This is a genomic window from Brevibacterium sanguinis, assembly GCF_003315415.1.
Taxonomy (GTDB): domain Bacteria; phylum Actinomycetota; class Actinomycetes; order Actinomycetales; family Brevibacteriaceae; genus Brevibacterium; species Brevibacterium celere_A.
The window spans coordinates 120,082-144,042 of record NZ_QNSB01000009.1; the positions used below are offsets into that span (position 1 = coordinate 120,082).

The window sequence follows — 23,961 nt, forward strand, 5'->3', positions numbered from 1 at the left end:
GAGAGATGACAGACACCGACAGGCAGACCGCCGATCTCATCGTCGACCGACTCCGCGACTGGGACGTCGAACGCGTCTACGGATACGCGGGAGACGGGAACAACCCCCTCCTCGGGGCGCTGCGGCGCTCCGCGGCCGCTCCCCGATTCATCAGCGCCCGGCATGAGGAGGGCGCGGCGTTCATGGCCGTCGGCGAGGCGAAGTACACCGGACGCGTCGGCGTCGTCACCTCGACGCAGGGCCCCGGCGCCGTGCATCTCCTCAACCCCCTCTACGACGCGAAGCTCGACAGCGCCCCCGTCGTCGCCCTCGTCGCCCAGCAGCACACGAGCGTCCTCGGCTCCGACTACCAGCAGGAGATCGACCTCCAGACCCTCTTCCACGACGTCGCCTCCCCGTTCGTCCAGCTCGTCTCCTCCCCCGAGCAGCTGCCGATGGTCCTCGACCGGGCGTTCCGCTCGGCCCTGGCCACCGCCCAGCCCGCGGTGCTCATCCTCCCCCACGACGTCCAGCAGGCCCCGGCGCCCGAGCACGGCCAGGCCCATGGCGAGGTCGTCACCTCCCCGCGCTGGTCCACCGGACGGGTCCTTCCCCGCGACGAGGACCTCGCCGAGGCGGCGGCGACGATCGAGGCGGGAGAGAAGGTCGCCCTCCTCGTCGGCCGCGGCGCCAAGCACGCCGGCGCCGAGGTCCTCGCCCTGGCCGAGCACCTCGGCGCCGGGATCACCACGAGTCTGCTCGGCAAGCCGTTCGTCGACGAAGGCCACGCGCTGGCCGCCGGGACGATGGGGCACCTGGGCACGAGCGCCTCGGCGCAGATCCTCCAGGGCTGCGACACGCTCGTCATCATCGGATCCAACGATCCGTGGACCGAGTTCTACCCCGCCCCTGGGTCGGCGCGGGTGGTCCAGATCGACATCGACCCGGCGATGCTCGGCAATCGCCATCCCGTCGACGTCGGCGTCGTCGGTGAGGCCGGCCCGACGATCGAGGCCCTGCTCGAGCGGCTGTCCCCGCGTCCCGACTCCCCCTGGCGGACCGAGGTCGAGCACCGGGTCCGCGCCTGGCACGAGATCGCCGCGGAGCGGGCGTACATCCCCGCCGAGCCGCTCAACCCGGAACTCGTCGTCCGGCGCTTCGCCGAGCGGGTCGGGGCGGACTGGCAGGTCGCGATCGACGTCGGCAGCGCCGTCTACCACTATGTGCGGCAGATGCGGCTGCCCACCACCGTCCCCGCCCACCTGTCGAGCACTCTGGCGAGCATGGGCTGTGCGATCCCCTTCGGGGTCGCGGCCAAGGAGAGTTCGCCCCGGCGTCCGGTCGCCGTGCTCGCCGGCGACGGTGCGATGGAGATGCTCGGCAACACCGAGCTGGTCACCGTCGCCGAGCGCTGGCCGCAGTGGGACGACCCCCGCTTCGTCATCCTCGTCCTCTGCAACCGGGACCTGTCCGAGGTGACGTGGGAGCAGCGGGAGATGGAGGCGCAGCCGCGCTTCGCGCCGTCCCAGGACGTCCCCGGGTTCGACTTCGCCGGCTACGCGCGGCTCCTCGGGCTCCACGGGGTCAGCGTCGCGGATCCGGATTCCGTCGAGGCGGCGCTCGACGAGGCGTTCGCGGCCGACAGGCCGGTCCTCATCGAGGCGGTCACCGACCCCGACGTGCCGCTGCTGCCGCCGTTCCCCCACGGCCGGCAGAAGCTCGAAGCGATGCGCACCGGAATCGAGGCCGAGGGCGAACCGGGCGCCCATGCCCTCGAGCTCCTGGCGGCCTATGCCCGGATCGAGGAGGAGCGGCAGTGATCAGCGGGTCTCCGGGACGACGAGGGACACGACGACGAGGAGGCCCGCGAAGATGAGCATCGTCGCGACGTCGACCCCGCGGGAGCGGTTGACCCAGTAGTCGCGCCAGGGCGCGGGCATCGCGCGGATGACGGCGAGGACGGCGGGCACGAGCGCGAGCACGAGGGCGCCGAGGCGGAACTCGATGAAGGTGCACACCGCGGCGATGACGACGCCGAGGAGGCAGAAGAGCAGGACCCAGTCCTTGGGCAGCGGGTTCGAGTAGCGCCGCTTCCAGTAGATCCAGCGCTTGGCCAGTGGACCTCGCCCGCGCCGGGCATGGCGCGGGGAGGTCGGCTGCCGCTCAGTGGAAGAAATGGCGGCTCCCCGTCAGGTACAGGGTCACTCCCGCCGCCTCGGCGGCGGCGATGACCTCGTCGTCGCGGATCGAGCCGCCCGGCTGGACGACAGCCGTGACGCCTGCGTCGATGAGGATCTGCAGTCCGTCGGCGAAGGGGAAGAACGCGTCGGAGGCGGCCACCGCGCCCGCCGTCCGCTCGGTCCCGGCACGTTCGACCGCGAGCCGGGCCGAATCGACGCGGTTGACCTGCCCCATGCCCACGCCCACCGAGGCGCTGTCCCGGGCGATGAGGATCGCGTTGGACTTCACCGCGCGGCAGGCCCGCCAGGCGAAGTCGAGATCGGCGAGCACCTCGGGCGCGGCCGGTCGGCCCGCGGCCAGGGTCCAGTTCTCCGGCGAGTCCCCGGCGGCCTGCAGGCGATCGCGATCCTGGACGAGGAATCCGCCGGTGATCGGGGTGAGGTCCCGGGCGGGGACGTCGATCTCTCCGAGCTCGAGCAGGCGCAGGTTCTTCTTCGCCGAGAGGATCTCCAGGGCCTCGGCGGAGAAGGCGGGCGCGGCGAGACACTCGGTGAAGATCGGGGCGATCGACTCCGCGAGCTCGGCGTCGACCTCGCGGTTGGTCGCGATGACCCCGCCGTAGGCCGAGAGCGGATCGCACTCGTGGGCGGCTCGGTGGGCCGCCGCTGCGGTGTCCGCGACGGCGATCCCGCAGGGGTTGGCGTGCTTGATGATCGCCACGGCCGGGCGGTCGAAGTCGTAGGCGGCGCGGATCGCCGCATCCGTGTCCGTGTAGTTGTTGTACGACATCGCCTTGCCGCCGAGCAGTCGCGCCCCGGCGATTCCCCGGGTGCCGTCGGCGTACACCGCCGCGGCCTGGTGCGGATTCTCCCCGTAGCGGAGGTCGGCGATCTTCTCCCCGGTCAGTCCCGCGAAGTCGGGGCCGCGGAGGGCCTCCGCGGCGGGCTGACCGGCCTCGGTCGGCGCGTCGACCGCGAGCTCGGCGGCGAACCAGGAGGCCACGGCCGTGTCGTAGGCGGCGGTGTGGGCGAATGCCCGGGCGGCGAACCGGCGCCGTGCCTCGAGGTCGAAGCCCTCTCCGGTGGCGGCGGCGAGGACCGCGTCGTAGTCGGCCGGATCGGTGATCACGGTGACGCTGGGGTGGTTCTTCGCCGCCGCGCGCACCATGGAGGGCCCGCCGATGTCGATCTGCTCGACGCAGTCGTCGAAGCCGGCACCGGAGGCCACGGTCTCGGAGAACGGGTAGAGGTTGACGACGACGAGGTCGAAGGGCGCGATCTCGAGCTCGTCGAGCTGGTCGAGGTGCGCGGGTTTGCGCGTGTCGGCGAGGATTCCGGCGTGGACGCGCGGGTGCAGGGTCTTCACCCGCCCCTCGAGGCACTCGGGGAAGCCGGTGAGCTCCTCGACCTTCGTCACCTGGGCGCCGGCCTCGGCGATCACCGCCGCCGTCGACCCGGTCGACACGATCTCGACTCCCGCCGCATGCAGGCCGCGGGCAAGCTCGGCCAATCCGGTCTTGTCGTAGACGCTGACGAGCGCTCTCTTGATCGCGCGGGTTCCGGACACGGGTCCTCCTTGGGGGTTCGGCTGGGGTTGCGGGTTCGGCTGGGGCTGCGGGAGGCTCACCGGTCACCCGCCGAGGTGACATAGCCCCTGACCTGTCGACCGTCGATCTCGAGGTCGTGATCGGCGAGGTGGGTGAGCAGGGCGACGAGTTCCGCGCGTTCGCGGGTCTTGATCCGCTCGTGCACCGACTCCTCCGTGTCGTCGTCGGCGACGGGGACGGCGAACTGGGTGATGATCGGTCCCGTGTCGACTCCGGTGTCGACGAGGTGGATCGTGCCCCCGGTGATCCTCACTCCGTGGGCGAGCGCGTCGCGGACGCCGTGCGCGCCCGGGAAGGCGGGCAGGAGCGCGGGGTGGGTGTTGATGATCCGGTCCGGGAAGGCGGCGATGAACTCGGGACCGAGGATGCGCATGAATCCTGCCGAGACCACCCAGTCGGGAGCGTACGAGGCGACGGTCTCGCGCAGGCGGCGGTTCCACTCCTCACGATCGGCGCAGTCGCGGGGGCTGACGACGAAGTCGGGGATCCCGGCCGCCCGGGCCCTTTCGAGCACGCCCGCGCCGGGGCCGTCGGATCCGATCGCGGCGATCTCGACTCCGGCGGCGTTCCCGCCTCGGCGGGAGTCGACCTCACCGGAACCGGCGAAGGCATCGATCACTGCCTGGGTCAGGGTACCGGAGCCGGAGGCGAGGAGAACGATGCGCACGCGCCCCATTCTACAAGGGCCGCGCGCGTGCCCGGCGGGCGGCGGGAGCCTTCGCAGGCCGTCTGTGAGAAACTGGCTGGGTGACGACACCGAACAGCACTGACGACAAGTCCGCACCGACGCCCGACGAGGAGATCCAGGCCGCGCCCGCCCGGCACGGGCTCATCCTCGTCCTGCTCGTCCTCGCCTCAGTCCTGACGTTCACGTATCCGCTGCCCTTCAAGCTCGCCGCGATCGGCTTCGCCATCGCGGCGGTGGTGTGGTCCGTCCGCTACATCAGGGCGGTGGTCAGGGCGAGGCAGCGGCGCAACATGTCCCTGGGCATCCTCGGCGGGCTCCTCAGCGTCTACCTCATCTTCTCTGCGCTGTCGTCGGTCGTGCTGTGGCCGGTGCAGTCCGCCTACGAGGAGTGCCTGCGCGATGCGATCACCCAGCAGGCCCAGCTGTCCTGCTCGAGCGAGTACCAGTCCGGCCTGAGCAGCTGGTTCAAGCAGGTCACGGGTCAGGACCTCGAACTCCCCGGAGCGAGCTGAGGCGCAGCCGTGCCCGCCCCGCTCACTCCTCGGTTCCCTCCTGGAGCTGGGAGAGCCTGGTCAGCAGCAGTCCGGCGGCGATCCCCGCCGCCGTCCACGCGGTGACGACGAGCGCCGAGGTGAGCGCCGGAGGCCCGAACTCGGAGAGTCCCAGCGGCCCCAGTGCGCCGCGGGAGAACAGGGCGCTCAGCTGCAGGACCGCGAACACGAGGAGCGCCGCGAGTCCCGCTCCGGTCCATGAGGCCTCGAGCACGGCGCGTGCGTGGGTCCGACCGAGGATGACCGACAGCAGACCGACGAGGACGAGCAGCACCGGGGCGAATCTCGTCCAGTCCGGATAGTCACCGGTGAGGAGCTGGAGGACCGGGACGTCGGGAACCGGTGCGATCGCCGTCGAGAAGACGGAGCTCAGCCCGCCCGCACCCAGGCTGACGCCGGTGCCGACACTGAACGACAGGGCGCCGAGGAGGATGCCGGGGGCGAACAGGATCTGCACCGCGAGAAGGCCGATGCCCGCCGACAGCGGCGAGCTGTAGGCGTCCATCGATTCGGCCATGTCATCCCACCGCAGTGCCGCCGCGAGGCCGACGACGATCACGGATGCGCCGAGCAGCCCCCACAGGAGCCTCTTCGCGAGGTCGAGCGCGCTCGTCAGCGTCTCGGGAGCGAGATCGCCGAGCACCGGGATCCCCTCCGCGCCCCGGGCGAGCAGCCACCCGGCCAGCGCCGCGGAGACGAGGAGCATCACGAGCCGGAGGACCCCGAACGGGGTGGCCGCCGCTTCTCCCGCGAGCAGCGCCGCGACGAGGAGCGGGCCCGAGTAGGCGACGACGAACGTCGCGACGGCGAGGAGGGCGCTCCTCGTCCCCTCCTGCTCCGCCAGGTCGTCCTCGGCGTCGTCCTCGCCGCAGGTCTCGACCAGCCGCCGCGACCCGAGGGCCACCAGGATCCACACTCCCGCGGTGACGAGGCCGGGGGCGAGCGAGAAGTCGAATCCGAGTGCCGACACGCTCAGTCCGTGGATGGCCGACCACAGGGCGAGAGCCCATTCGGGGATGATCGCATAGGGCAGCTGGGAACCGAGGCCGATGATCCAGAACACGGTGGAGACGACGAAGGCGGCGGGAACGACGATGAGGTCGAGCCGCAGGGCCTCCAGCAGTCCGAGGAGGACCGGATGGCGGCGGGTGCGAGGAAGCGGAGAGGTGTGCATCCGTTCCATTTTCGCCGACCACGGGCATCGATCCCGGTATTGACCACGCGGTTGGCACGTCCGGGACGTACAATTGCGCCAGGACACGCTTGTACACACGAAGGATGAATCCAGCGATGAGCAACGGGAACGATCGACCCCCCTTCCCGCCGTCTTCCGGCGACAAGCCGGAGGACGACAACTCCGAGATCGACGCCGAGACCACGGCGGACGAGACCGGCAGGGATTCGGTGGAGACAGGCAGCGCCGACGAGCTCACACCCCCCGAGCAGGAGAGTGGGGAGGCGAGCGGGTCGGGTGGTCGAGACGCGTCCGGTCCGGATCCTCAGGCGGAGAGCGAGCCGGATCAGCGCGATGCTTCCGAGCCCGGGCGTGTCGGACCCTCGGACGAGCAGCAGGACACCGTGTCGATGAGCCTCGCGGATCGTGAGGAGAGCACCGGCGGTGACCCCGAGGATCTGCGTCTGGCCGATCGGCAGGACGAGCCCGAGGTCCAGTCCCCGACCGTCGAGGCGCCCGCGGCCCCCTCCCATCCCCCCACCGCTCCGTCTCCCGCGGTCGGCTCGCACAATGCGGACCAGGCGCCTCCCCTCGGCCAGTCCGGAGCTCAGGGGACCGGCGGACCGGACTTCGGTCCTCCCGGTCAGGGGGGCTACGGTGCCCCGGGCCAGAATGGTCCAGGTCAGAACGGCCCGGGTCAGGACGCTCCCGGTCAGGGCCCCTCCGGGCCGCAGTACGGCGGGCCCGGTCCCGCATTCGGCCCCGGTCCGACCGGTCCCTCCGATCACCGCTACGGCGAAGCCCCGTACGGAGCGAGCGCCGCACCCGGCGGTCCCGGTCCCGGTCAGCCTCCGCACCAGCAGTACGGCGGCCCCCAGTACCCGGGACCACGGCAGAGCCCGGTTCCGCAGCAGACCGGCTCGCCCGGCCATTCCCAGTCGATCCCCCAGCCGGCGCCAGCTCCGGGGTTCGCCGGCGCCTCGGCCGGGGCCACCCGTGCCGACGCCCGGCCCCGGGGCAGGAAGAAGGGCCGGCTTCCCCTCTTCATCGCCCTCGGGTCGGTGGTCCTCGTCCTCGTCCTCGTGGCCGTCGGCTTCCTCGTCATCAACTCGGTCAACAAGAACAACTACGGTCCCGACAAGGTCGCCCAGGACTACGTCACGGCCCTGAGCAAGGGCGACTTCGCAGCAGCGGAGAAGATCGCCCCCTCCCCCCGACCCGAGGGGACCAACCTCGACCTGCTGTCGAAGAACTTCACCGACGGTTCGGCGGCCAAGGTCTCCAACGCGAAGGTCGAGTCGTCGACGGTCGACGGTGACTCCGGCAAGGTCGTCGTCTCCTACGAGCTCGCCGGCAGCACCTACAACGTCGAGCTGCCCGCGAAGAAGGAGGGCAAGCAGGACCTCTTCTTCGACAAGTGGACCCTGACCGGGCCCGCACTCCACGTCATCTCCCTCGACATCCCGGCCGCCGACGGCATGACGGTCAACGGCACGAAATACCAGGCGCAGTCGGGCACGACGTCGTTCGCGGTGTATCCGGGCACCTACGAGTTCACGATCCCCGCGAGCAAGTGGGTCGGTGAGGCGTCGGACACCGCGGAGGTCAACTTCCCCCAGGCCTTCGCCCCGGGAGAGAAGCCGAACACCGAGCAGGTCGCCCCACTGACCCTCAACCTCTCCCTCTCCCCGACCCCCGACTTCGAGAAGGAGGTCCAGAAGCGGGTCGAGGACGAGCTGAAGAAGTGCTTCGACAACAAGGACATCAAGCCCAAGTGCGAGTTCATCAACTTCGACCCCACGGAGATCCCCGTGGGCGGCACCGATGACAAGCTCTCGGACCTGGCGAAGAAGAACACCGCGAAGTGGACGATCAAGGACATGCCGCAGGTCAAGGCATCGTTCGGGGTCGGCGACACCACCACCGGGTCCTTCTACACGGACAAGCAGGGCAGCTTCGACTTCTCGGTCGAGGGCAAGCAGCGAGGATCGTCCTACTTCTCCAACGGCAATCCGCTGTCGGTGTCGGGCAGTGTGAAGATCGACGGGGACAAGCTCTCGGTCGAGTTCTTCGACTTCTGACGTCCCGGTCCGATTCCGCCTGCTGGACACGACGAGAGCCGGGGTTCCCACCCCGGCTCTCGTCGTGTCCAGCCGCTCGCGTCGTGCTCAGTCACTCGCGTTCTGCCCAGCGACGTCGCGTCGTGCTCAGCCGCCCACGGCCAGCTGTGCGGCCGGGAGGCCGCTCGAGTCCTCGAACCAGGTGCCGGCGGCCATGACGAGTTCGTCGGCGAACCGCCTCCCCGCGATCTGCACGCCGATGGTGCGCCCGTCGCGGGTGTGACCGGCAGGCACGGCGGCTGCCGGCTGCTCGGACATGTTGTATGGCATCGTGAAGCCGATGTGGCCCATCGGACGGTCGAGTTCCGGGTAGGGCATGGGCTGCTCCGCGGGGAAGGCGGCGTCGGGTGCCACCGGTGACAGGACGAGGTCGAACCGGACCGTCGCCGCGACGGTCCGCCGCCTGATCTCCTGGATGCTGTGATAGCAATCCATCAGCCTCACACCGGTGATGTCGGCACCACCCTGAGCCCACTGCCGGATGTAGGGCAGGATGAGCGTCTGCTCGTCGACGGGCAGCGCCCGCAGGTCGGCCCATGACCGCACCCGCCAGAACAGGTCCATGTCGGTGAGCAGCGATTCGTCGATGAACGGCTCGAGGGGCTCGACGACGGCGCCCGCGGCGGCGAACCGGTCGGCCGCCGCGACGACGGCGGCCGTGGTCTCCGGGTGCACGGGCCGCCCGCAGCCGGCGTCGAGATGGAGTCCGATGCGCAGTCCGCGCGGGTCGAACGGCACCGATCGCTCGGGGCGGGTCCCGGCGTCCGCCTCGTCGCGGGCGATGCGCGGCAGCCGCGTGAAGTCGCGTTCGTCGGGCGCGGAGATGACGTCCATCGCCACCCTGACATCGGCCATGGACCGGGCCATCGGCCCCGCGCACCGGCCCATGTAGGGCGCGTCGAGGGGAACCCGGCCGAAGCTCGGCTTGAGTCCGGCCAGCCCCAGCCATGTGCAGGGCAGGCGGATCGATCCGCCGATGTCCGAGCCGATGTGGATGGGACCGTACCCGGCGGCCGCAGCCGCTCCCGCCCCGGAGCTCGATCCGCCCGTCGTCAGGCTCGGGTCGAGCGGCGAGCGGGTGATTCCGTGCAGGGACGAGACCCCGGAGGAGAGCATCCCCCAGTCGGGCATCGTCGTCGACCCGACGATCACGGCACCGGCCTCCTCGAGGCGTTGAGTGATCGGGGCGTCATGAGCGGCGATCGGCACCTCGATCCAGTCGTGTCCGGCGGGCATCGGCACGCCGGCACGGGCGATGTTCTCCTTGATCGTCACCGGCACTCCGTCGAGAGGACCCCGGGACCTCCCGGCCCGCCAGCGCGCCGCGCTGGCCTCGGCCGCGGCGCGCGACCGCTCGTCGTCACGGTGGCAGAGCGCGTTGATGACGGGTTCGCACTCGTCCATCCTCGCGACCACTGCGGCCACGACGTCGAGGGGATCGAAGTCCCCGCCGGCGAACCCCGCGTTCAGCCCTGCCGCGGTGAGATCGGCGAGGGAGGCGCGATGGGCGGGACCGGCGGTGGGTTCGGCGTGGGTGTCGTGGCTCATGGCGTCTCCTGGCTCGATCGGGCGGTCATCGTCGGGCGGTCATCGTCGGCTGTCGAGGGCGGCGGCCAGGCTCGGCGTCGCGGCGATGAGGTCGCGGGTGTACTCGGAGCGCGGTGCGGCGTAGACATCGTCGATGTCGCCGGCCTCGACGATGTGCCCGTCCTTCATGACGATCACCTCGGAGCACAGGTGCCGCACGACTCCGAGATCGTGGGAGACGAAGAGCAGGGTGAGCGCGTACTCGTCGACGAGGTCGGCGAGGAGGTTGAGCACCTGTGCCCGCACGGAGACGTCGAGGGCGGAGACGGGTTCGTCGGCGACGAGGATCTGCGGCCGGGTGACGAGCGCCCGGGCGATCGAGATCCGCTGCCGCTGCCCCCCGGAGAACTGATGCGGATAGCGGCGCATCGCCGCGGTGTCGATGTCGACCGCGGTGAGCATGGCCGCGACCGTCTCCCGTCGCTCCTCCCGGCCCATCCCCTGGGCGACGAGCGGTTCGGCGACGATGTCCTCGACCCGCATGCGGGGGTCGAGGGAGGAGAACGGGTCCTGGAACACGATCTGCAGGTCCTCCCGCAGGGTCCGCAGCGCCCCCGAGCCCGCGGTGTCGACGCGGATGTCGCCGACCCGGACACTGCCGCTGCTGGGGCGGTCGAGTCCCGACAGGATGGTCAGCAGGGTCGACTTCCCCGACCCGGACTCGCCGACGATCCCGAGCCTGCTGCCGGCGCTCACGCTGAAGCTGATGTCCTCGAGCGCCTGGACCGGGGCCTTGCGCCGCAGCAGCAGACCGCCGGGGCGGTAGAGCTTCGAGACGCCGTCCACCTCGACGAGCGGCCTGGGCCCTTCCGGCACCGCGCCCGGGGACACGGGCGGCGCCGTGCCCGGGGAACGGTCCCCCGCCGTGCACCGGGAACGCTCCCCCGCCGAGGCGGACGATCGGGCCTGCGCGGGGCCGGCGTACTCTCGCGCGGTGCGCAGGGTGAAGAGCCTGCCGTCGGCGTCGGTCGACTCGAGGTCGGAGGAGGCGAGCAGGCCCCGGGTGTACTCGTGCTGCGGATCCGTGAAGATCTCCTGCACACTGCCCGTCTCGACGATGCGTCCGTCGTGCATGACGACGACCCGATCGCACACCGAGGCGACGACGGCGAGGTCATGGGTGATGAACAGCAGTCCCGCGTCCACGGCCGCCACCCGTTCGCCGATGAGGTCGAGCATGTGCCTCTGCACCGTGACGTCGAGGGCGGTGGTCGGCTCGTCGCAGATGAGCAGTCGCGGTGAGTTCGCCAGGGCGATCGCGAGCATGACGCGCTGCCGCTGCCCTCCCGACAGCTGGTGGGGGTAGGCGAGGCGGATGCCGGCGGGGTCGGGCAGGCGGACGTCGGCGAGCAGCTCGCGGACCCGGGCGGGGATGGTCCCGCGAGCGGTCCGGCCGTGGATCCGCAGCGCCTCGGCGACCTGGTCGCCCACCCGCATGAGGGGGTTGAGTGCGCTCATCGGCTCCTGGAACACCATCGAGACGAGTCGCGAGCGCACCCGGGCCAGGGTCGTCTCCCCCGCGGCGAGCACATCGCCGTCGAACCCCTCGAGCCGGATCGAACCGCTCGCGCGGAGCTCCTCGGGCAGCAGCCCCATGACGGACTGCGCGGTCAGGGACTTCCCCGATCCGGATTCTCCGATGAGTCCGACCCGCTCCCCGGGGGCCATGGTCAGTGAGACACCGTCGAGCACCGGGGCGGCGGCTCCGGCCGGGGTGATCGTGAGGTCACGGACCTCGAGCAGGTTCTCAGCCATCGCCTCGGGCCTCCATCTTCGGGTCGAAGCGGTCGCGCAGACCATCGCCGAGCAGGTTGAACCCGAGGACCGCCAGGGCGATGAACAGCCCCGGCCACAGGGCCAGCTCGGGATGGGTGGACAGGAACTGCTGGGATTCCTGGAGCATCCGCCCCCAGGAGGGAACGGGTGCCTGCGTGCCCAGGCCCAGGAACGACAGGCCCGCCTCGGCGAGGACCGAGATCGCGAACGCCACGGACGCCTGGACGATGACCATGCCGGCGATGTTGGGCAGGACGTGGACGACGGCGATCGCCGCCGTGCTCCGGTTCGCGGCGCGGGCCGCGCGCACGTACTCGGAGCTGAGCACCTGCATCGTGCCGGAGCGGGCGACCCGGGCGAAGCCGGGGATCGCGGCGATCCCGACCGCGGCCATCGCCGGCCCGGTCCCCGGCTGGTAGACCGCGGCGAAGATGATCGCGAGCAGGAGGGCGGGGAATGCGAGGAGGATGTCGTTGGCGCGCATGATCACCGCCGAGATCCACATCCCCCACCGGTGCTGGGCGAACAGGGCCGCGATGATCCCGACCGGGGTGCCGACGAACAGGGCGATGCCCACGGCGACGAGGCCGACGAGCAGGGTGATCCGCGCGCCGTACATGATCCAGGTCAGGGTGTCGCGACCGAACCGGTCCGTGCCCAGCGGATGCTCCAGGCTGCCCGACTGGAGTCGGGCGGCCGGGTCGACGGCCGCGGGATCGAAGGGAGTCCACACGAAGGACACGAGCGCCAGCGCCGCGATGAGGGCGACGAGGACGACGCCGATGACCATCGAGGCGTTCATCCGCCCGCGCCGCCGCGACGGCGCTGCGGAGTCGGCTCCCACGGGCAGTGTCGGGTCGAAGGCGGACTGGCCGGTCATGACGCGTTCCTGATGCGCGGGTCGACGATGGGATAGAGGATGTCGACGACGAAGTTGATGACGAGCACGAGCAGGACGAGGACCATGACGATCCCCTGCACCGCGACGAGGTCCCGATTGGCCACGGCGCGCACGAGCTCGGAGCCGATTCCGGGGATGACGAAGACCTGCTCGATGACCACCGCCCCGACGAGCAGCGTCGCCAGCTGCACGCCGGCGACGGTGATGACGGGGATCGCGGCGTTGCGCAGCCCGTGGGCGAACAGCGCCCGGGTCCGGGTCAGCCCCTTCGCCCGGGCGGTGCGGATGTAATCCTCGCGCATGACGTCGAGCACGGCCGAGCGGACGTAGCGGGTGAGGATCGCCGCCTGGACGAGCGCCAGGGAGACGACGGGCAGGACCAGGCGCGCGAGGAATCCGCCCAGCCCCTCGATCGGCGCCATCCACCCCTGCGAGGGGAACCAGCCGAGTCCCAGCGAGAAGATCATGACGAGGATGATCGCGGCGAGGAAGTTCGGGACGGCGATGCCGATCTGGCTCAGCCCCGAGATCGTCACCCCGATCCAGCTGCGCTGCTCGAGGGCGGCGAAGGTGCCCAGCGGCACGGCGATGAGGACGGCGAGGGCGATCGAGCACACGACGAGGATTCCGGTGACCTGGACGCTGTCGGCGATGACCGGGGTGATCGGCGCCCCGGTGACGTAGGACGTGCCGAAGTCGCCGGCGAGCATTCCGCCCACCCAGTCGAGGTAGCGGATGAGCGGAGGCTCATCGAGGCCGTACTGGGCCTCGAGCTCGGCGACCGCCTCGGGGGTGGCGTTCGTTCCGAGGGCGACCTGCGCGGCGTTGCCGGGCAGGATGCTCATCAGCGCGAAGACCGCCACCGAGGCGACGAACAGGGCCACGACGAACTGACCCGCACGGCTGAGCAGGTGGACGACCATGACCGTACCGCGCTCAGTTCCAGCTGAGGTCGGCGATGCGGAAGGAGTCCGAGACCCTGTTGACAGGGATTCCCTCGACACCGGATTTGGCGACGACGAGGTTGGGGAACAGGAACAGGAAGTTCGCGGCGGCGTCCTCGGTGATCGTCCGGGCGATCGTCTTCATGCCCGCGATGTACTCCTCCTCGGTCCCGCGGTCCGCCTCTTCGGCGATCGGCGTGATCGTCGAGTCGTCGTAGCCGGTGTAGTAGTCCTTCGAGAACACCGTGAGGATGTCGCGGGGCTCGGCGTGGTTGATCACGGACATGTCGTAGTCGTGCTGGGTGAACGTCTTGTCCAGCCACACGGCGGGGAACTCCTGGGTCTCGATCTTCGCTTTCAGACCGACCTCCTCGAGTTGCGCGGAGACGATCTCGGAGATCGCCTTGGCGTATGGGAGGTTGGGCACGGTGAAGGCGAACTCCTCACCGTCGATCCCGGCTTCCCGGACCTTCTCCTTCGCCTTCTCGGGGTCGTAGGGCCACGCCCCGGTGAGATCCTCGTAGTAGGGGTCGGTCGGCGGGACCATCGAGCCGATGAGCTCGCCGTAGCCGGCCCAGGCGGTGTCGAGGACGGCCTTCCGGTCGATCGCGTGCATGACGGCTTCACGGGCCCGCTTGTCCGCGAAGATCCCCTCCGCGTTGTTCATCGAGAGCACGACCTCGCCGTTCGTCGTGCCGGAGATGATCCGGTAGTCGTCGCTCTGGAACTCACCGGCCAGTTCGGGGGCCTGGAGGTTCGAGATGACGTCGATCTCGCCCGACTGCAGTGCGTTCGAGGCCGACACGGCGTCCTTGAAGTACTTGAACTGGACGTTCTTCACGGCCGGCGTCTCGCCCCAGTAGTCCTCGCGGGCGACGAAGTCGATCGACTGGCCCCGGGTGAAGTCGTCGATCCTGAAGGGTCCGGTCCCGATCGCCTCGTTGGCGAGGTCCTTCGTGCCCTCGGTGTCGAAGACGGCGCCGACGAGGGTGGTGAGGTTGTAGAGCCAGGTGTTCGAGGGCTCCTTGAGGGTGATCCGCACGGTGTGCTCGTCGACGGCCTCGATGGAGTCGACGACGTCCATCTTCGCCTTGAGGGGGTTCTTCCAGTCCTTCTGCACCCGTTCGTAGGAGAACTTCACATCGTCCGCGGTGAACTCGGCGCCGTTGGAGAAGGTCACGCCCTCCTGCAACCCGAACGTGTAGGTCTTCCGGTCCTCGGAGACCTCCCACTCCGTCGCGAGGGCCGGCTGGATGGCTCCGTCACCGTCGACGCGCACGAGGGATTCGTAGACGTTGTCCATGAGGGCCTCGGGAATGGCCACTCCCCCTGTGCTCGTGAAGTCGAGGTTGACCGGTTCGGCGGTGAACGCGATCGTCATCGAATCCTGACGTGTCGTCTCGCCCGGGTCCGAGGCTCCCGCTGAGCATGCGGAGAGGACCAGTGCTGCGGCGGTCGCGACGGCGACCCAGATCGTGGTGCGCGGAGTCTTCATTGCTCTCCCAGTTGTCAGTACCCTTGTCGGCAACGTCAGTTTAGCCGAGCCCACCGCCGTGGTCGGCCAGCAGGCGGGCGAGCGCGTCGAAGGCGAGGCGTCGGTGGGACCGGGCGTTCTTCTCCTCCGGGGTCAGTTGGGCCGCGCTGCGCGTCGAGCCCTCCGGGACGAAGATGGGGTCGTAGCCGAATCCGTGCTCTCCGACGGGCGTCCGGGCCAGTCGTCCGGGCATGACGCCCTCGGCCGTCAGCTCCCGGCCGTCGACTGTCACCGCCGCCGCCGCGCACCGGAACTGGGCGCCTCGGTGCTCGTCGGCGATGTCGCTCAGCTGCGCGAGCAGCAGCTCGAGGTTGGCCCGATCGTCTCCGTGGCGTCCGGCCCAGCGGGCCGAGAAGATCCCCGGCGCGCCGCCGAGGACGTCGACGCAGATCCCGGAGTCGTCGGCGATCGCCGGCAGTCCCGTCGCCGCCGCGGCGGCGCGGGCCTTGATCAGCGCGTTCTCGGCGAACGTCGTCCCGGTCTCGGCGACGTCCCCGAGTCCCAGTTCGCCTGCGCTTCTCACCTCGGTGTCCGCGCCGAGGTGGGGCTGGAGGACCGCGAGGAGCTCGGTTCTCTTCTTCTCGTTGTGGGTGGCCAGGACGAAGGTGGTCATCGGGACAGGACCTCGGCCTGGATCCGGGTGAGGTCGGCGCAGCCCTTGGTCGCGAGGTCGAGGAGGACGTCGAGCTCGTCCCGGTCGAAGGGCGCACCCTCGGCGGTGCCCTGCACCTCGACGAACTTCCCGCTGCCGGTCATGACGACGTTCATGTCCGTCTCGGCCGTCGAGTCCTCGACGTAGGGCAGGTCGAGGACGGGCACTCCGTCGACGATGCCGACGCTGACGGCGGCCAGGGAGTCGAGGATCGGGTTGTGCGCGGCGGGGATGAGGCCGGTCGACCGGCCCTTGTCGATCGCGTCGACGAGGGCGACGTAGGCGCCGGTGATCGCCGCGGTGCGGGTGCCGCCGTCGGCCTGGAGGACATCGCAGTCGAGCACGAGCGTGTTCTCGCCGAGCTTCTCGAGGTCGATGACCGCGCGCAGGCTGCGTCCGATGAGGCGGGAGATCTCATGGGTCCGACCGCCGATCCTGCCCTTGACCGACTCTCGGGTGCTGCGGGTGTCGGTGGCCCGCGGCAGCATCGCGTACTCGGCCGTCACCCAGCCGCGTCCCTGGCCCTTGAGCCACCGGGGCACGCCCTCGGTCAGTGAGGCGGCGCAGAGCACGCGGGTGTCGCCGAACTCGATGAGCGCCGAGCCCTCGGCGGTGGTCAGCCAGTTGCGGGTGATCGTGACGGGGCGGAGCTGGTCCGCGGCTCGGGAGTCTGCACGCACGGTGTGCCTCTTTCGGTTCTCGATGGTCGGGCTCACACGGCCCAGCTGGATTCGGGTCTGGCCAGTTCGATCGGTCCGCGGAACTCGCCGGCCGCCTCCCCGCGGACGATGCAGCAGTCGGTCCAGGACGGGATGTGGGTGAGCACGAGGGACCCGACATCGGCGTTCGCGGCGACTCGGCCTGCGCGCTTCCCGGTCAGGTGGATTCCTCGGGAGGTGTCCCTGTCCTCCTGGAAGGCGGCCTCGCAGAGGAAGATGTCGGCTCCGCGAGCCGCCTCGACGAGGTTGTCGCACTCGTCGCTGTCCCCGGAGTAGGTGATGACCTTGCCCCTGGAGTCGGTGATCCGCAGCGCGTAGGCCTCGACCGGATGGTCGACGAGGAAGCTCTCGACGGTCAGGGAGCCGATCTGCCAGCTCGAGCGGTGGTTGAGGTCGAAGAACTCGAACGCGTGGGTGAGGTCGCTCGGTTCGCTGCTGCCGGCGACCGGCGACTTGCCGGGGTCGGTGTGATAGGCCCGGGTCAGCCTCTCCTCGGCACCGGCCGGGGCGAAGACCGGGGTGCGGGTGCGGATGGAGCCGGTGTCGGAGACGTTGCCGTTGAAGAACCTGGGGTCGTAGCAGTGGCGGACGTAGAGCCCGGTCATGTCCATGCAGTGGTCGGGGTGGAGGTGGCTGAGGACGACGGCGGTCAGGGCATCGGGGTCGACGACCCGCTGGAGAGGGCTCAGCGCCCCCGAGCCGAGGTCGAGGACGATCCGCGTCGGCTTCTCCTCGTCGGTCTCGATGAGGTAGCAGCTGGCCGCGGAGTCGGGCCCGGGATAGGAGCCGGCGGTGCCGATGGCGGTGAGCTTCATTCCTCGTCATCCCCCTGCAGGCCCTCGAGCAGGGACATCGTCAGTCGATCCTGGATCCAGGTGAGGAAGTCGTAGAGGGTGAGGGTGAGGTCCTCGGACTCGTCGAGCTCGTCGCGCCGGGCGTATTTCTCCTCCTGCGTCTCCTCGGTGTCGATGCCCAGCCGCACGGCGAGCACGAGGCGCAGGTCGTTGAGGCCCTTGGTCCAGGCGAGGACCTCCTCCTCGCCGAGGCTGATCCGCGCACCCTGGGCCAGTCCGTTGAGCACGATCCGCACATTGTGCGCCTTGGCCTGCTGGAGATCGAATTCGGTCAGGCGCCGGAACTCCTGGGAGCGCTTGTCGTCGAGCGGGTCGACGTCCGGGAACAGTCGCAGCAGCGCCGGGTCCTCGGGCCGCGGGCGCTCGACGAGTCCGAGGCGGGCCTCCCAGTTCTCCGAGGCGGGGCGAGCGTCGTCATCCGACTCCCCGAGGAGGGCCGCCAGGTCGGAGAACACCGTGAGCATGAGGGATCGTTCGTTGTCCTCGAGCTGGAGGACGACGTCGTCCCCGCGAGAGTCGATGGCCGCCATGGCTCAGTCGGATCCCGTCATCGGCTGGCAGGCGGCCCAGAGGCCGAATTCGTGCATGGCTTGAGTGTCCCTTTCCATGGCCTCGCGTGAACCCGTGGCGACGACGGAGCGTCCGTTCTCGTGGACCTCGAGCATCAGCTTGTGGGCCTTCTCGGCGGAGTATCCGAAGTAGCTCTGGAACACGTAGCTGACGTAGCTCATGAGGTTGACCGGGTCGTTGAACACGACGGTCTTCCACGGTCGGGCCAGATCCTCGGCAGGTCGTTGCGCGACCTCCGGTTCCAGGACTGGTGTCGTTGGGTTGCTCACGTTTCCACCATACGGCAGAACGGTGAGGCTGTCGTGAACTAAGATCGCGCCTATGAGTGATCTCACACGCACCGGTTCGACTGCGTTCTTCACGGACCAGTACGAGTTGACGATGGTGCAGGCGGCGCTGGAATCCGGGGCCGCGCACCGCAGGAGCCTGTTCGAGGTGTTCGGGCGCAGACTGCCTCCGGGACGCCGGTACGGGGTCGTCGCCGGGACCGGTCGGATCCTCGAGATGCTCCGGGACTTCCGCTTCGACGACGCTCAGCTGTCCTTCCTCAGCCGTGAGGGGATCGTCGACTCCGCGACGATCGACTGGCTCGCCGACTACCGCTTCACCGGGACCATCCGCGGCTATGCCGAGGGCGAGATCTACTTCCCCGGCTCCCCCCTTCTCACGATCGAGGCGACCTTCGCCGAGGGCGTCATCCTCGAGACCCTCACCCTCTCGGCGATGAACTACGACTGTGCCGTCGCCTCGGCGGCCTCCCGGATGGCCCAGGCCGCCGGGGACCGGCCGTGCGCGGAGATGGGCAGCAGGCGGACCAACGAGCGGGCGGCCGTCGCCGCGGCCCGTGCCGCCGTCATCGGCGGGTTCTCCTCGACCTCGAACCTCGCGGCGGGCCTGAGCTACGGGCTGCCGACGATCGGCACCTCCGCGCATTCGTTCACCCTCCTCCACGACTCCGAGCGTGAGGCCTTCGCCGCGCAGCTGCGCTCGCTCGGGACGGACACGACCCTCCTGCTCGACACCTATGACGTCGAGCAGGCGCTGGCCACGGCCATCGACCTCGCCGGCGGCTCGCTCGGCGGAGTCAGGATCGACTCGGGCGACCTCGTCGAGCAGGCCAGCGAGGTCCGGGCCGGCCTCGACCGCCTCGGCGCGCACGACACGAAGATCACGGTCACGAGCGACCTCGACGAGTACGCGATCGCGGCTCTCGCGGCCTCCCCCGTCGACGGCTACGGCGTCGGCACCCGGGTCGTCACCGGTTCGGGCGCTCCGGCGGCGGGACTCGTGTACAAGCTCGTCGCCCGCGCCGACGAGTCGGGCACGTGGACCTCGGTCGCGAAATCCTCCCAGGGCAAGCCCTCGCGCGGGGGCCACAAGTCGGCGATGCGCCTCGTCGACGGGGCGATCGCGGTCGAGGAGGCCGTCGGCGTCCCGCGGCTTCCCAGCGACGTCGGCGACGGCCGTCCGCTGACCGTCGACCTCGTCGTCGACGGTGAGATCGACGAGTCCTTCACCGGGGCGGCCGGCGTGAAGAGGGCCTGCGCCCGGCACGACGAGTCCCTGGCCGAGCTGCCGCGCTCGGCGCGCCGGCTCCAGGACGGGGAGCCGGCGATCCCCACGGTCTTCTACACCGACTGAGGCGGTCTCCTGCATCGGCTGGGGATCGCGGCGGCCTCAGCTCTGGCCGACGAACCAACCCTGGAGCTTCTTGATCCGCGCCTGGATCTGCTGGCGCGTCGCCTGGGCCACAGCCGGACCCCCGCACGCCTTGCGCAGCTGGACATGGATGGTCTTGTGCGGCAGCCCGGTCCGCCGTGACCACGCGCCGACGAGGCTCTGGAGCTGGTTGCGCTCCTCCTTCATCGCCCTGTGCTCGAGCTCGCCGTGCTCGACTTCGGGAGCCGGGGCGGCCGAGGTCTTCCGCTTCGCCTGCTTCGCCTGCTGGGTCCGCAGGAGCTCGTGGACCTGGTCGGGTTCGAGCAGGCCGGGGATCCCGATGAAGTCGAGCTCGTCCTCGGATCCGATCGCTCCCCCGGTGCCGAACTCGCCGCCGTCGAAGAGCACCCTGTCGAAGAGCGCCTCGGCGCCGAGCGCCTCGAACGATCCGAGCTGGTCGGAGGCTCCCTCGTTCCGATTCGCCTGCTCGAGCGCCTGATCGTCGAAGACGACGACATCGTTCTCGTCGGCGTCCTTGGGCCGGTCGAGGGCGTGGTCGCGTTCGACCTCCATCGAGTTCGCCAGCGCCAGCAGCACCGGGACCGAGGGCAGGAACACCGAGGCGGTCTCCCCGCGCTTGCGGGCGCGGACGAATCGGCCGATCGCCTGGGCGAAGAACAGCGGAGTCGACGAGGAGGTGGCATAGACCCCGACGCACAGACGCGGGACGTCGACGCCCTCGGACACCATCCGCACCGCGACCATCCACCGGTCGGTCGAGTTCTGGAACTCCTCGATGCGCGCCGAGGCGCCCGCTTCGTCGGAGAGCACCACCGTGGGCTTCTCCCCGGTGATCTCCCTCAGCTGCTTGGCATACGCGCGGGCGGTGGTCTGATCGGTGGCGATGACGAGTCCCCCGGCATCGGGGACGGTGCGCCGGACCTCGGTCAGGCGCATGTCCGCGGCCTTGAGCACGGCGGGGATCCAATCGCCCTTCGGGTCGAGCGCGGTGCGCCAGGCCTGAGCGTAGATGTCCTTCGTCGTCTCCTCGCCGAGGACGTGGGACATCTCCTCCCCCGCCTTGGTCCGCCAGGACATGGCGCCGGCGTAGGCGAGGAACAGGACGGGACGGACGACTGAGTCCTTGAGGGCCCGCCCGTAGCCGTACGAGTAGTCGGCCACCGAGGTGCGGATGCCGTTCTCGTCGGGGGCGTATGTGACGAACGGGATCGGCGAGGTGTCGGAGCGGAACGGCGTACCGGTCAGCGAGAGTCGGCGCACGGCCGGGCTGAACGCCTCGCGCACCGCGTCGCCCCAGGACAGGGCGTCGCCGGCATGGTGGACCTCGTCGAGGATGACGAGGGTGCGACCGGCGGCGGTGCGATTGTGGTGGAGGACCGGCTTCGCCGCGACCTGCGCGTAGGTCAGTGCCACCCCGTGGAAGCCGGGGGCGTGCTTGCCCTGGGCGTTCTTGAAGTGGGGGTCGAGCTTGATGCCGACGCGGGCAGCGGAATCGGCCCACTGCACCTTGAGATGCTCGGTGGGCGCGACGACCGTGACGCGGTTGACGACGCGCTGGGCGAGCAGCTCAGCGGCCAGGCGCAGCGCGAAGGTCGTCTTGCCGGCCCCGGGGGTGGCGACTGCGAGGAAGTCCTTGGGCTGATCCCGAAAGTACTGTTCCAGGGCTTCGGCCTGCCACGCACGCAGCTTTCCGGCCGTTCCCCAAGCCGCACGCTCGGGAAACGCCGGGGGGAGCTGTTCGGCGGCGGAAGTCCCGGGGAGACGTTCCGCGGCCATCTACTCCTTGGGTCCTTCAGGCATCGTGTCGTAGATCTCTTTGCACTTCGGGCAGATGGGGAACTTCTCCGGGTCCCGGCTCGGGATCCACACCTTCCCGCACAGGGCGATCACCGGAGTGCCGGTGACCATCGCCTCCATGATCTTGTCCTTGGGCGCGTAGTGGCTGTACCGCTCGTGGTCGCCGGGTTCGACGAGCTGCTCGGTCCGCTCGCGCTCGATTGTGGATGAACCACCTGAAGCTGGCAAAGTCATGCTGTTCATTGTAGTTCCCTAGAATGAGTGCCATGGACCCCAGTCACGACGATTCCCTCACAGAGCGCTATCGCGAGCTCAGTGACGACATCGCCGCGGCCGTGGCCGTGGTCGCCGCGAACCGCGGCAGGTCACCGCACGCGATCACGGTCGATTCGTTCCTCGACGTCTCCTACGACCCGCCGACGATGGCGGTGAGCATCTACTCGGGTTCCCGGATGATGGAGACCCTCGAGGACAGCGAGCACTTCGCGATCTCCGTGCTCGCCTCGTCCCAGCGGGACGTCTCCGAGCGCCTCGGCGAGCCCGGCCAACCGCTCTACGGCGCGCTGAGCGGGATCGAGACGTTCCCGTCTCCCCACTCGGGGCAGCCGGTCCTCGCCGAGGCGATCGCCTGGTTCGAGCTGCGGAGGACCGAGATCCTCGAGGTCGCCACCCACAGCCTCGTCGTCGGCGAAGTCGTCGCCCTCGGCACCGGCCTGGCGTCCGCCCGGACGCAGAGGCCCCTGCTGCGCTGGCGCAAGGCGTACGGGACGGTCGGTCCCCGCTGAGGGACCGACCGTCTTCGAAGTCGCACGCCGTTCGGCAGCCGGATCAGGCCTCACCGCGCCGAATGCCGGGCGCGGCCTTGAGGCCTCACGTCTTTCGGAGGGATCAGACCACGCCCTGGGCGAGCATCGCCTCCGAGACGCGGATGAATCCGGCGATGTTGGCCCCGGCGACGTAGTCCCCGGGTGACCCGTACTCGTCGGCGGCGGCCGCACAGCTGTCGTGGACATCGCCCATGATCTCGGCGAGCCGGGCTTCGGTGAAGTCGAAGTGCCAGGCATCGCGGCTGGCGTTCTGCTGCATCTCGAGGGCGCTCGTCGCGACCCCACCGGCGTTGGCCGCCTTACCCGGGGCGAAGAGGACACCGGCCTCGGAGAAGACCTTGACCGCACCGGGGGTGCAGGGCATGTTCGCCCCTTCGGCCACGGCGATGACGCCCCCGGCCACGAGCGATTTCGCGTCGTCCTCGTCGAGTTCGTTCTGCGTCGCGCAGGGCAGGGCGACGTCGGCTTCGAGGCGCCAGACGTTCCCGCCCTCATGATAGGTCGCCCGTCCACCGCGGCGGGTGACGTACTCGGAGATCCGGCCGCGGTCGACGAACTTGATCTGCTTGACGATCTCGAGATCGATGCCGTCGGGGTCGTGGATGAATCCGCCGGAGTCGGAGAGCGCGATGACCCGGCCGCCGAAGGCCTCGACCTTCTCGGCGGCGTACACGGCGACGTTGCCGGAACCCGAGATGACGACCGAGCGACCGTCGAGGGTCTTCTTCGCGGCGCCGAGCATGTCCTTGAGGAAGTAGACGAGCCCGTACCCCGTGGCTTCGGTGCGCACCATGGATCCGCCGTAGGACAGGCCCTTTCCGGTGAGCACACCGGCTTCGTACTGATTGGTGATGCGCTTGTACTGTCCGAACATGTAGCCGATCTCGCGACCGCCCACCCCGATGTCACCCGCGGGGACGTCGCGGTACTCGCCGATGTGGCGGTAGAGCTCGAGCATGAAGGACTGGCAGAAGCGCATGATCTCGAGGTCGGTGCGTCCCTTCGGGTCGAAATCGGACCCGCCCTTGCCGCCCCCGATGGGCAGACCGGTGATCGAGTTCTTGAAGATCTGCTCGAACCCGAGGAACTTGACGATGCCGAGGTTGACCGAGGGGTGGAACCGCAGTCCGCCCTTGTAGGGGCCCAGCGAGGAGTTGAACTCGACCCGGAAGGCACGGTTGATGTGGACGACGCCCTGTTCGTCGATCCACGGCACCCGGAAGATGATCTGCCGCTCCGGTTCGCACAGGCGCTCGAACATCGACAGCTCGAGGTACTCGGGGTGCTTGTCAACGACCGGGCCGAGAGAGTGGAGCACTTCCTGCACGGCCTGGTGGAACTCCGATTCCCCGGGGTTCCGGTGGAGCACGGTGTCGAAGATGGGCTGCAGTGATGGATGTAGGCTCATGTGGTCCAACTTACAACGACCGACGTCACCGGCCATCTGATGATCGAATGTTGGACATCAAACAAATGAATCAGCAGGGACGCATGGCCTCTCGAGCGGACAGCCTTGGGCAGCCGGCGGGCGACAGCAGCGAGAAGGACGCCCGAATGCAGAAGTGCCCTCCAGCCGATGGCTGAAGGGCACACCCCACCCGGGACACGCGAAACACGCCCGCACAGACGGGCACACACAACACGGGTGGGCACACAACACGGGTGGGCACACAAAAAGGGTGTGGGGTGCAACCCGAACGGTCACACCCCACACCAGAAAAGAATTTTTTGCGGCGGTCACTTACTCTCCCACAACCACCAAGTTGCAGTACCATCAGCGCGAATGGGCTTAGCTACCGGGATCGGAACGGTTAACCGGGC

At 69.7% G+C, this 23,961-nt stretch carries 22 protein-coding genes and 1 rRNA gene; 5 read left to right on the plus strand and 18 right to left on the minus strand.

Features of this window, described 5'->3' with window-relative positions; genetic code table 11:
* Positions 1 to 5: 5 nt before the first annotated feature.
* Positions 6 to 1,799, plus strand: a complete 1,794-nt coding sequence (locus DFO65_RS13220) for a thiamine pyrophosphate-requiring protein (RefSeq protein ID WP_113904908.1) — start codon at positions 6 to 8, stop codon at positions 1,797 to 1,799.
* On the opposite strand, the gene DFO65_RS17315 is transcribed toward DFO65_RS13220, so the two are convergent.
* The 3 genes from DFO65_RS17315 to purN all read right to left on the minus strand — a co-directional run bounded on the left by DFO65_RS17315 (position 1,800) and on the right by purN (position 4,433).
* Positions 1,800 to 1,997, minus strand: a complete 198-nt coding sequence (locus DFO65_RS17315) for a hypothetical protein (RefSeq protein ID WP_245940757.1) — start codon at positions 1,995 to 1,997, stop codon at positions 1,800 to 1,802.
* 145 nt (positions 1,998 to 2,142) lie between these two features.
* Positions 2,143 to 3,726, minus strand: coding sequence for a bifunctional phosphoribosylaminoimidazolecarboxamide formyltransferase/IMP cyclohydrolase (gene purH / locus DFO65_RS13230; protein WP_113904910.1), 1,584 nt, complete (start codon positions 3,724 to 3,726; stop codon positions 2,143 to 2,145).
* A 56-nt stretch (positions 3,727 to 3,782) separates the two neighbouring features.
* Complete coding sequence (gene purN, locus DFO65_RS13235) at positions 3,783 to 4,433, minus strand: phosphoribosylglycinamide formyltransferase (protein ID WP_113904936.1); 651 nt, start codon at positions 4,431 to 4,433, stop codon at positions 3,783 to 3,785.
* A gap of 80 nt (positions 4,434 to 4,513) precedes the next feature.
* On the opposite strand from purN, the gene DFO65_RS13240 reads away from it, so the two are divergent.
* Positions 4,514 to 4,966, plus strand: coding sequence for a hypothetical protein (locus DFO65_RS13240; protein ID WP_113904911.1), 453 nt, complete (start codon positions 4,514 to 4,516; stop codon positions 4,964 to 4,966).
* Positions 4,967 to 4,988: 22 nt separating this feature from the next.
* Here the strand turns inward: DFO65_RS13240 and DFO65_RS13245 are convergent, their stop codons facing one another.
* Complete coding sequence (locus tag DFO65_RS13245; RefSeq protein WP_113904912.1) at positions 4,989 to 6,179, minus strand: cell division protein PerM; 1,191 nt, start codon at positions 6,177 to 6,179, stop codon at positions 4,989 to 4,991.
* Between the two features lie 116 nt (positions 6,180 to 6,295).
* Here DFO65_RS13245 and DFO65_RS17320 point away from each other — a divergent pair, with 116 nt between their 5' ends.
* Positions 6,296 to 8,260, plus strand: coding sequence for a hypothetical protein (locus DFO65_RS17320; protein ID WP_245940758.1), 1,965 nt, complete (start codon positions 6,296 to 6,298; stop codon positions 8,258 to 8,260).
* A gap of 126 nt (positions 8,261 to 8,386) precedes the next feature.
* Here DFO65_RS17320 and DFO65_RS13255 read toward each other — a convergent pair whose 3' ends face one another.
* Genes DFO65_RS13255 through clpS form a run of 10 tightly spaced genes read right to left on the minus strand, consistent with a single transcriptional unit; the run spans position 8,387 to position 18,105 of the window.
* A complete protein-coding gene (locus DFO65_RS13255; protein ID WP_113904913.1) occupies positions 8,387 to 9,847 on the minus strand; it encodes an amidase in 1,461 nt (486 codons plus the stop codon).
* A gap of 39 nt (positions 9,848 to 9,886) precedes the next feature.
* Positions 9,887 to 11,641, minus strand: coding sequence for a dipeptide ABC transporter ATP-binding protein (locus tag DFO65_RS13260; RefSeq protein ID WP_113904914.1), 1,755 nt, complete (start codon positions 11,639 to 11,641; stop codon positions 9,887 to 9,889).
* Complete coding sequence (locus DFO65_RS13265; protein WP_181778727.1) at positions 11,634 to 12,542, minus strand: ABC transporter permease; 909 nt, start codon at positions 12,540 to 12,542, stop codon at positions 11,634 to 11,636. The genes DFO65_RS13260 and DFO65_RS13265 overlap by 8 nt, the downstream gene beginning before the upstream one ends.
* Positions 12,539 to 13,486: an ABC transporter permease gene (locus DFO65_RS13270; protein ID WP_113904915.1), complete on the minus strand. Its 948-nt coding sequence runs from the start codon at positions 13,484 to 13,486 to the stop codon at positions 12,539 to 12,541. The genes DFO65_RS13265 and DFO65_RS13270 overlap by 4 nt, the downstream gene beginning before the upstream one ends.
* 13 nt (positions 13,487 to 13,499) lie before the next feature.
* A complete protein-coding gene (locus tag DFO65_RS13275; protein ID WP_113904916.1) occupies positions 13,500 to 15,002 on the minus strand; it encodes an ABC transporter substrate-binding protein in 1,503 nt (500 codons plus the stop codon).
* 40 nt (positions 15,003 to 15,042) lie between these two features.
* The gene (rdgB, locus tag DFO65_RS13280; protein ID WP_113904917.1) at positions 15,043 to 15,654 is read right to left on the minus strand and encodes an RdgB/HAM1 family non-canonical purine NTP pyrophosphatase; all 612 of its coding nucleotides are present in this window, start codon (positions 15,652 to 15,654) and stop codon (positions 15,043 to 15,045) included.
* Positions 15,651 to 16,373, minus strand: a complete 723-nt coding sequence (gene rph, locus DFO65_RS13285) for a ribonuclease PH (protein WP_113904938.1) — start codon at positions 16,371 to 16,373, stop codon at positions 15,651 to 15,653. The genes rdgB and rph overlap by 4 nt, the downstream gene beginning before the upstream one ends.
* Before the next feature lie 32 nt (positions 16,374 to 16,405).
* Positions 16,406 to 17,227, minus strand: coding sequence for an MBL fold metallo-hydrolase (locus DFO65_RS13290; protein WP_113904918.1), 822 nt, complete (start codon positions 17,225 to 17,227; stop codon positions 16,406 to 16,408).
* Entirely contained in the window at positions 17,224 to 17,796 is a 573-nt protein-coding gene (locus DFO65_RS13295) for a DUF2017 family protein (protein ID WP_113904919.1), read from the minus strand. Before DFO65_RS13295 ends, DFO65_RS13290 begins: the two co-directional genes overlap by 4 nt.
* 3 nt (positions 17,797 to 17,799) lie before the next feature.
* Positions 17,800 to 18,105: an ATP-dependent Clp protease adapter ClpS gene (gene clpS / locus DFO65_RS13300; protein WP_113904920.1), complete on the minus strand. Its 306-nt coding sequence runs from the start codon at positions 18,103 to 18,105 to the stop codon at positions 17,800 to 17,802.
* Positions 18,106 to 18,157: 52 nt separating this feature from the next.
* Here clpS and DFO65_RS13305 point away from each other — a divergent pair, with 52 nt between their 5' ends.
* Entirely contained in the window at positions 18,158 to 19,477 is a 1,320-nt protein-coding gene (locus DFO65_RS13305) for a nicotinate phosphoribosyltransferase (RefSeq protein WP_113904921.1), read from the plus strand.
* Between the two features lie 36 nt (positions 19,478 to 19,513).
* Here DFO65_RS13305 and DFO65_RS13310 read toward each other — a convergent pair whose 3' ends face one another.
* Together DFO65_RS13310 and DFO65_RS13315 are read right to left on the minus strand one after the other, a co-directional pair.
* Complete coding sequence (locus tag DFO65_RS13310; RefSeq protein ID WP_113904922.1) at positions 19,514 to 21,292, minus strand: DEAD/DEAH box helicase; 1,779 nt, start codon at positions 21,290 to 21,292, stop codon at positions 19,514 to 19,516.
* The gene (locus DFO65_RS13315; protein ID WP_245940759.1) at positions 21,293 to 21,556 is read right to left on the minus strand and encodes a DUF3039 domain-containing protein; all 264 of its coding nucleotides are present in this window, start codon (positions 21,554 to 21,556) and stop codon (positions 21,293 to 21,295) included.
* 23 nt (positions 21,557 to 21,579) lie between these two features.
* Between DFO65_RS13315 and DFO65_RS13320 the strand changes: the two genes are divergently transcribed.
* Entirely contained in the window at positions 21,580 to 22,098 is a 519-nt protein-coding gene (locus DFO65_RS13320; protein ID WP_113904924.1) for a flavin reductase family protein, read from the plus strand.
* Between the two features lie 103 nt (positions 22,099 to 22,201).
* On the opposite strand, the gene gdhA is transcribed toward DFO65_RS13320, so the two are convergent.
* Both gdhA and rrf read right to left on the minus strand, forming a co-directional pair.
* On the minus strand, positions 22,202 to 23,548 hold the full coding sequence (gdhA, locus tag DFO65_RS13325) for an NADP-specific glutamate dehydrogenase (protein ID WP_113904925.1): 1,347 nt from the start codon (positions 23,546 to 23,548) through the stop codon (positions 22,202 to 22,204).
* Between the two features lie 320 nt (positions 23,549 to 23,868).
* Positions 23,869 to 23,961: ribosomal RNA gene (gene rrf, locus DFO65_RS17465) — 5S ribosomal RNA — on the minus strand; the annotation flags it as partial.

Excerpts from the sequence above, each read along its gene's own strand:
- DFO65_RS13220 (WP_113904908.1), top strand. The coding sequence starts at position 6 with ATGACAGACACCGACAGGCAGACCGCCGATCTCATCGTCGACCGACTC.
- DFO65_RS13245 (WP_113904912.1), bottom strand. The coding sequence starts at position 6,179 with ATGCACACCTCTCCGCTTCCTCGCACCCGCCGCCATCCGGTCCTCCTC.
- DFO65_RS17320 (WP_245940758.1), top strand. The coding sequence starts at position 6,296 with ATGAGCAACGGGAACGATCGACCCCCCTTCCCGCCGTCTTCCGGCGAC.
- DFO65_RS13255 (WP_113904913.1), bottom strand. The coding sequence starts at position 9,847 with ATGAGCCACGACACCCACGCCGAACCCACCGCCGGTCCCGCCCATCGC.
- DFO65_RS13260 (WP_113904914.1), bottom strand. The coding sequence starts at position 11,641 with ATGGCTGAGAACCTGCTCGAGGTCCGTGACCTCACGATCACCCCGGCC.
- DFO65_RS13265 (WP_181778727.1), bottom strand. The coding sequence starts at position 12,542 with ATGACCGGCCAGTCCGCCTTCGACCCGACACTGCCCGTGGGAGCCGAC.
- DFO65_RS13270 (WP_113904915.1), bottom strand. The coding sequence starts at position 13,486 with ATGGTCGTCCACCTGCTCAGCCGTGCGGGTCAGTTCGTCGTGGCCCTG.
- DFO65_RS13275 (WP_113904916.1), bottom strand. The coding sequence starts at position 15,002 with ATGAAGACTCCGCGCACCACGATCTGGGTCGCCGTCGCGACCGCCGCA.
- rdgB (WP_113904917.1), bottom strand. The coding sequence starts at position 15,654 with ATGACCACCTTCGTCCTGGCCACCCACAACGAGAAGAAGAGAACCGAG.
- DFO65_RS13290 (WP_113904918.1), bottom strand. The coding sequence starts at position 17,227 with ATGAAGCTCACCGCCATCGGCACCGCCGGCTCCTATCCCGGGCCCGAC.
- DFO65_RS13295 (WP_113904919.1), bottom strand. The coding sequence starts at position 17,796 with ATGGCGGCCATCGACTCTCGCGGGGACGACGTCGTCCTCCAGCTCGAG.
- DFO65_RS13305 (WP_113904921.1), top strand. The coding sequence starts at position 18,158 with ATGAGTGATCTCACACGCACCGGTTCGACTGCGTTCTTCACGGACCAG.
- DFO65_RS13310 (WP_113904922.1), bottom strand. The coding sequence starts at position 21,292 with ATGGCCGCGGAACGTCTCCCCGGGACTTCCGCCGCCGAACAGCTCCCC.
- DFO65_RS13315 (WP_245940759.1), bottom strand. The coding sequence starts at position 21,556 with ATGAACAGCATGACTTTGCCAGCTTCAGGTGGTTCATCCACAATCGAG.
- DFO65_RS13320 (WP_113904924.1), top strand. The coding sequence starts at position 21,580 with ATGGACCCCAGTCACGACGATTCCCTCACAGAGCGCTATCGCGAGCTC.
- gdhA (WP_113904925.1), bottom strand. The coding sequence starts at position 23,548 with ATGAGCCTACATCCATCACTGCAGCCCATCTTCGACACCGTGCTCCAC.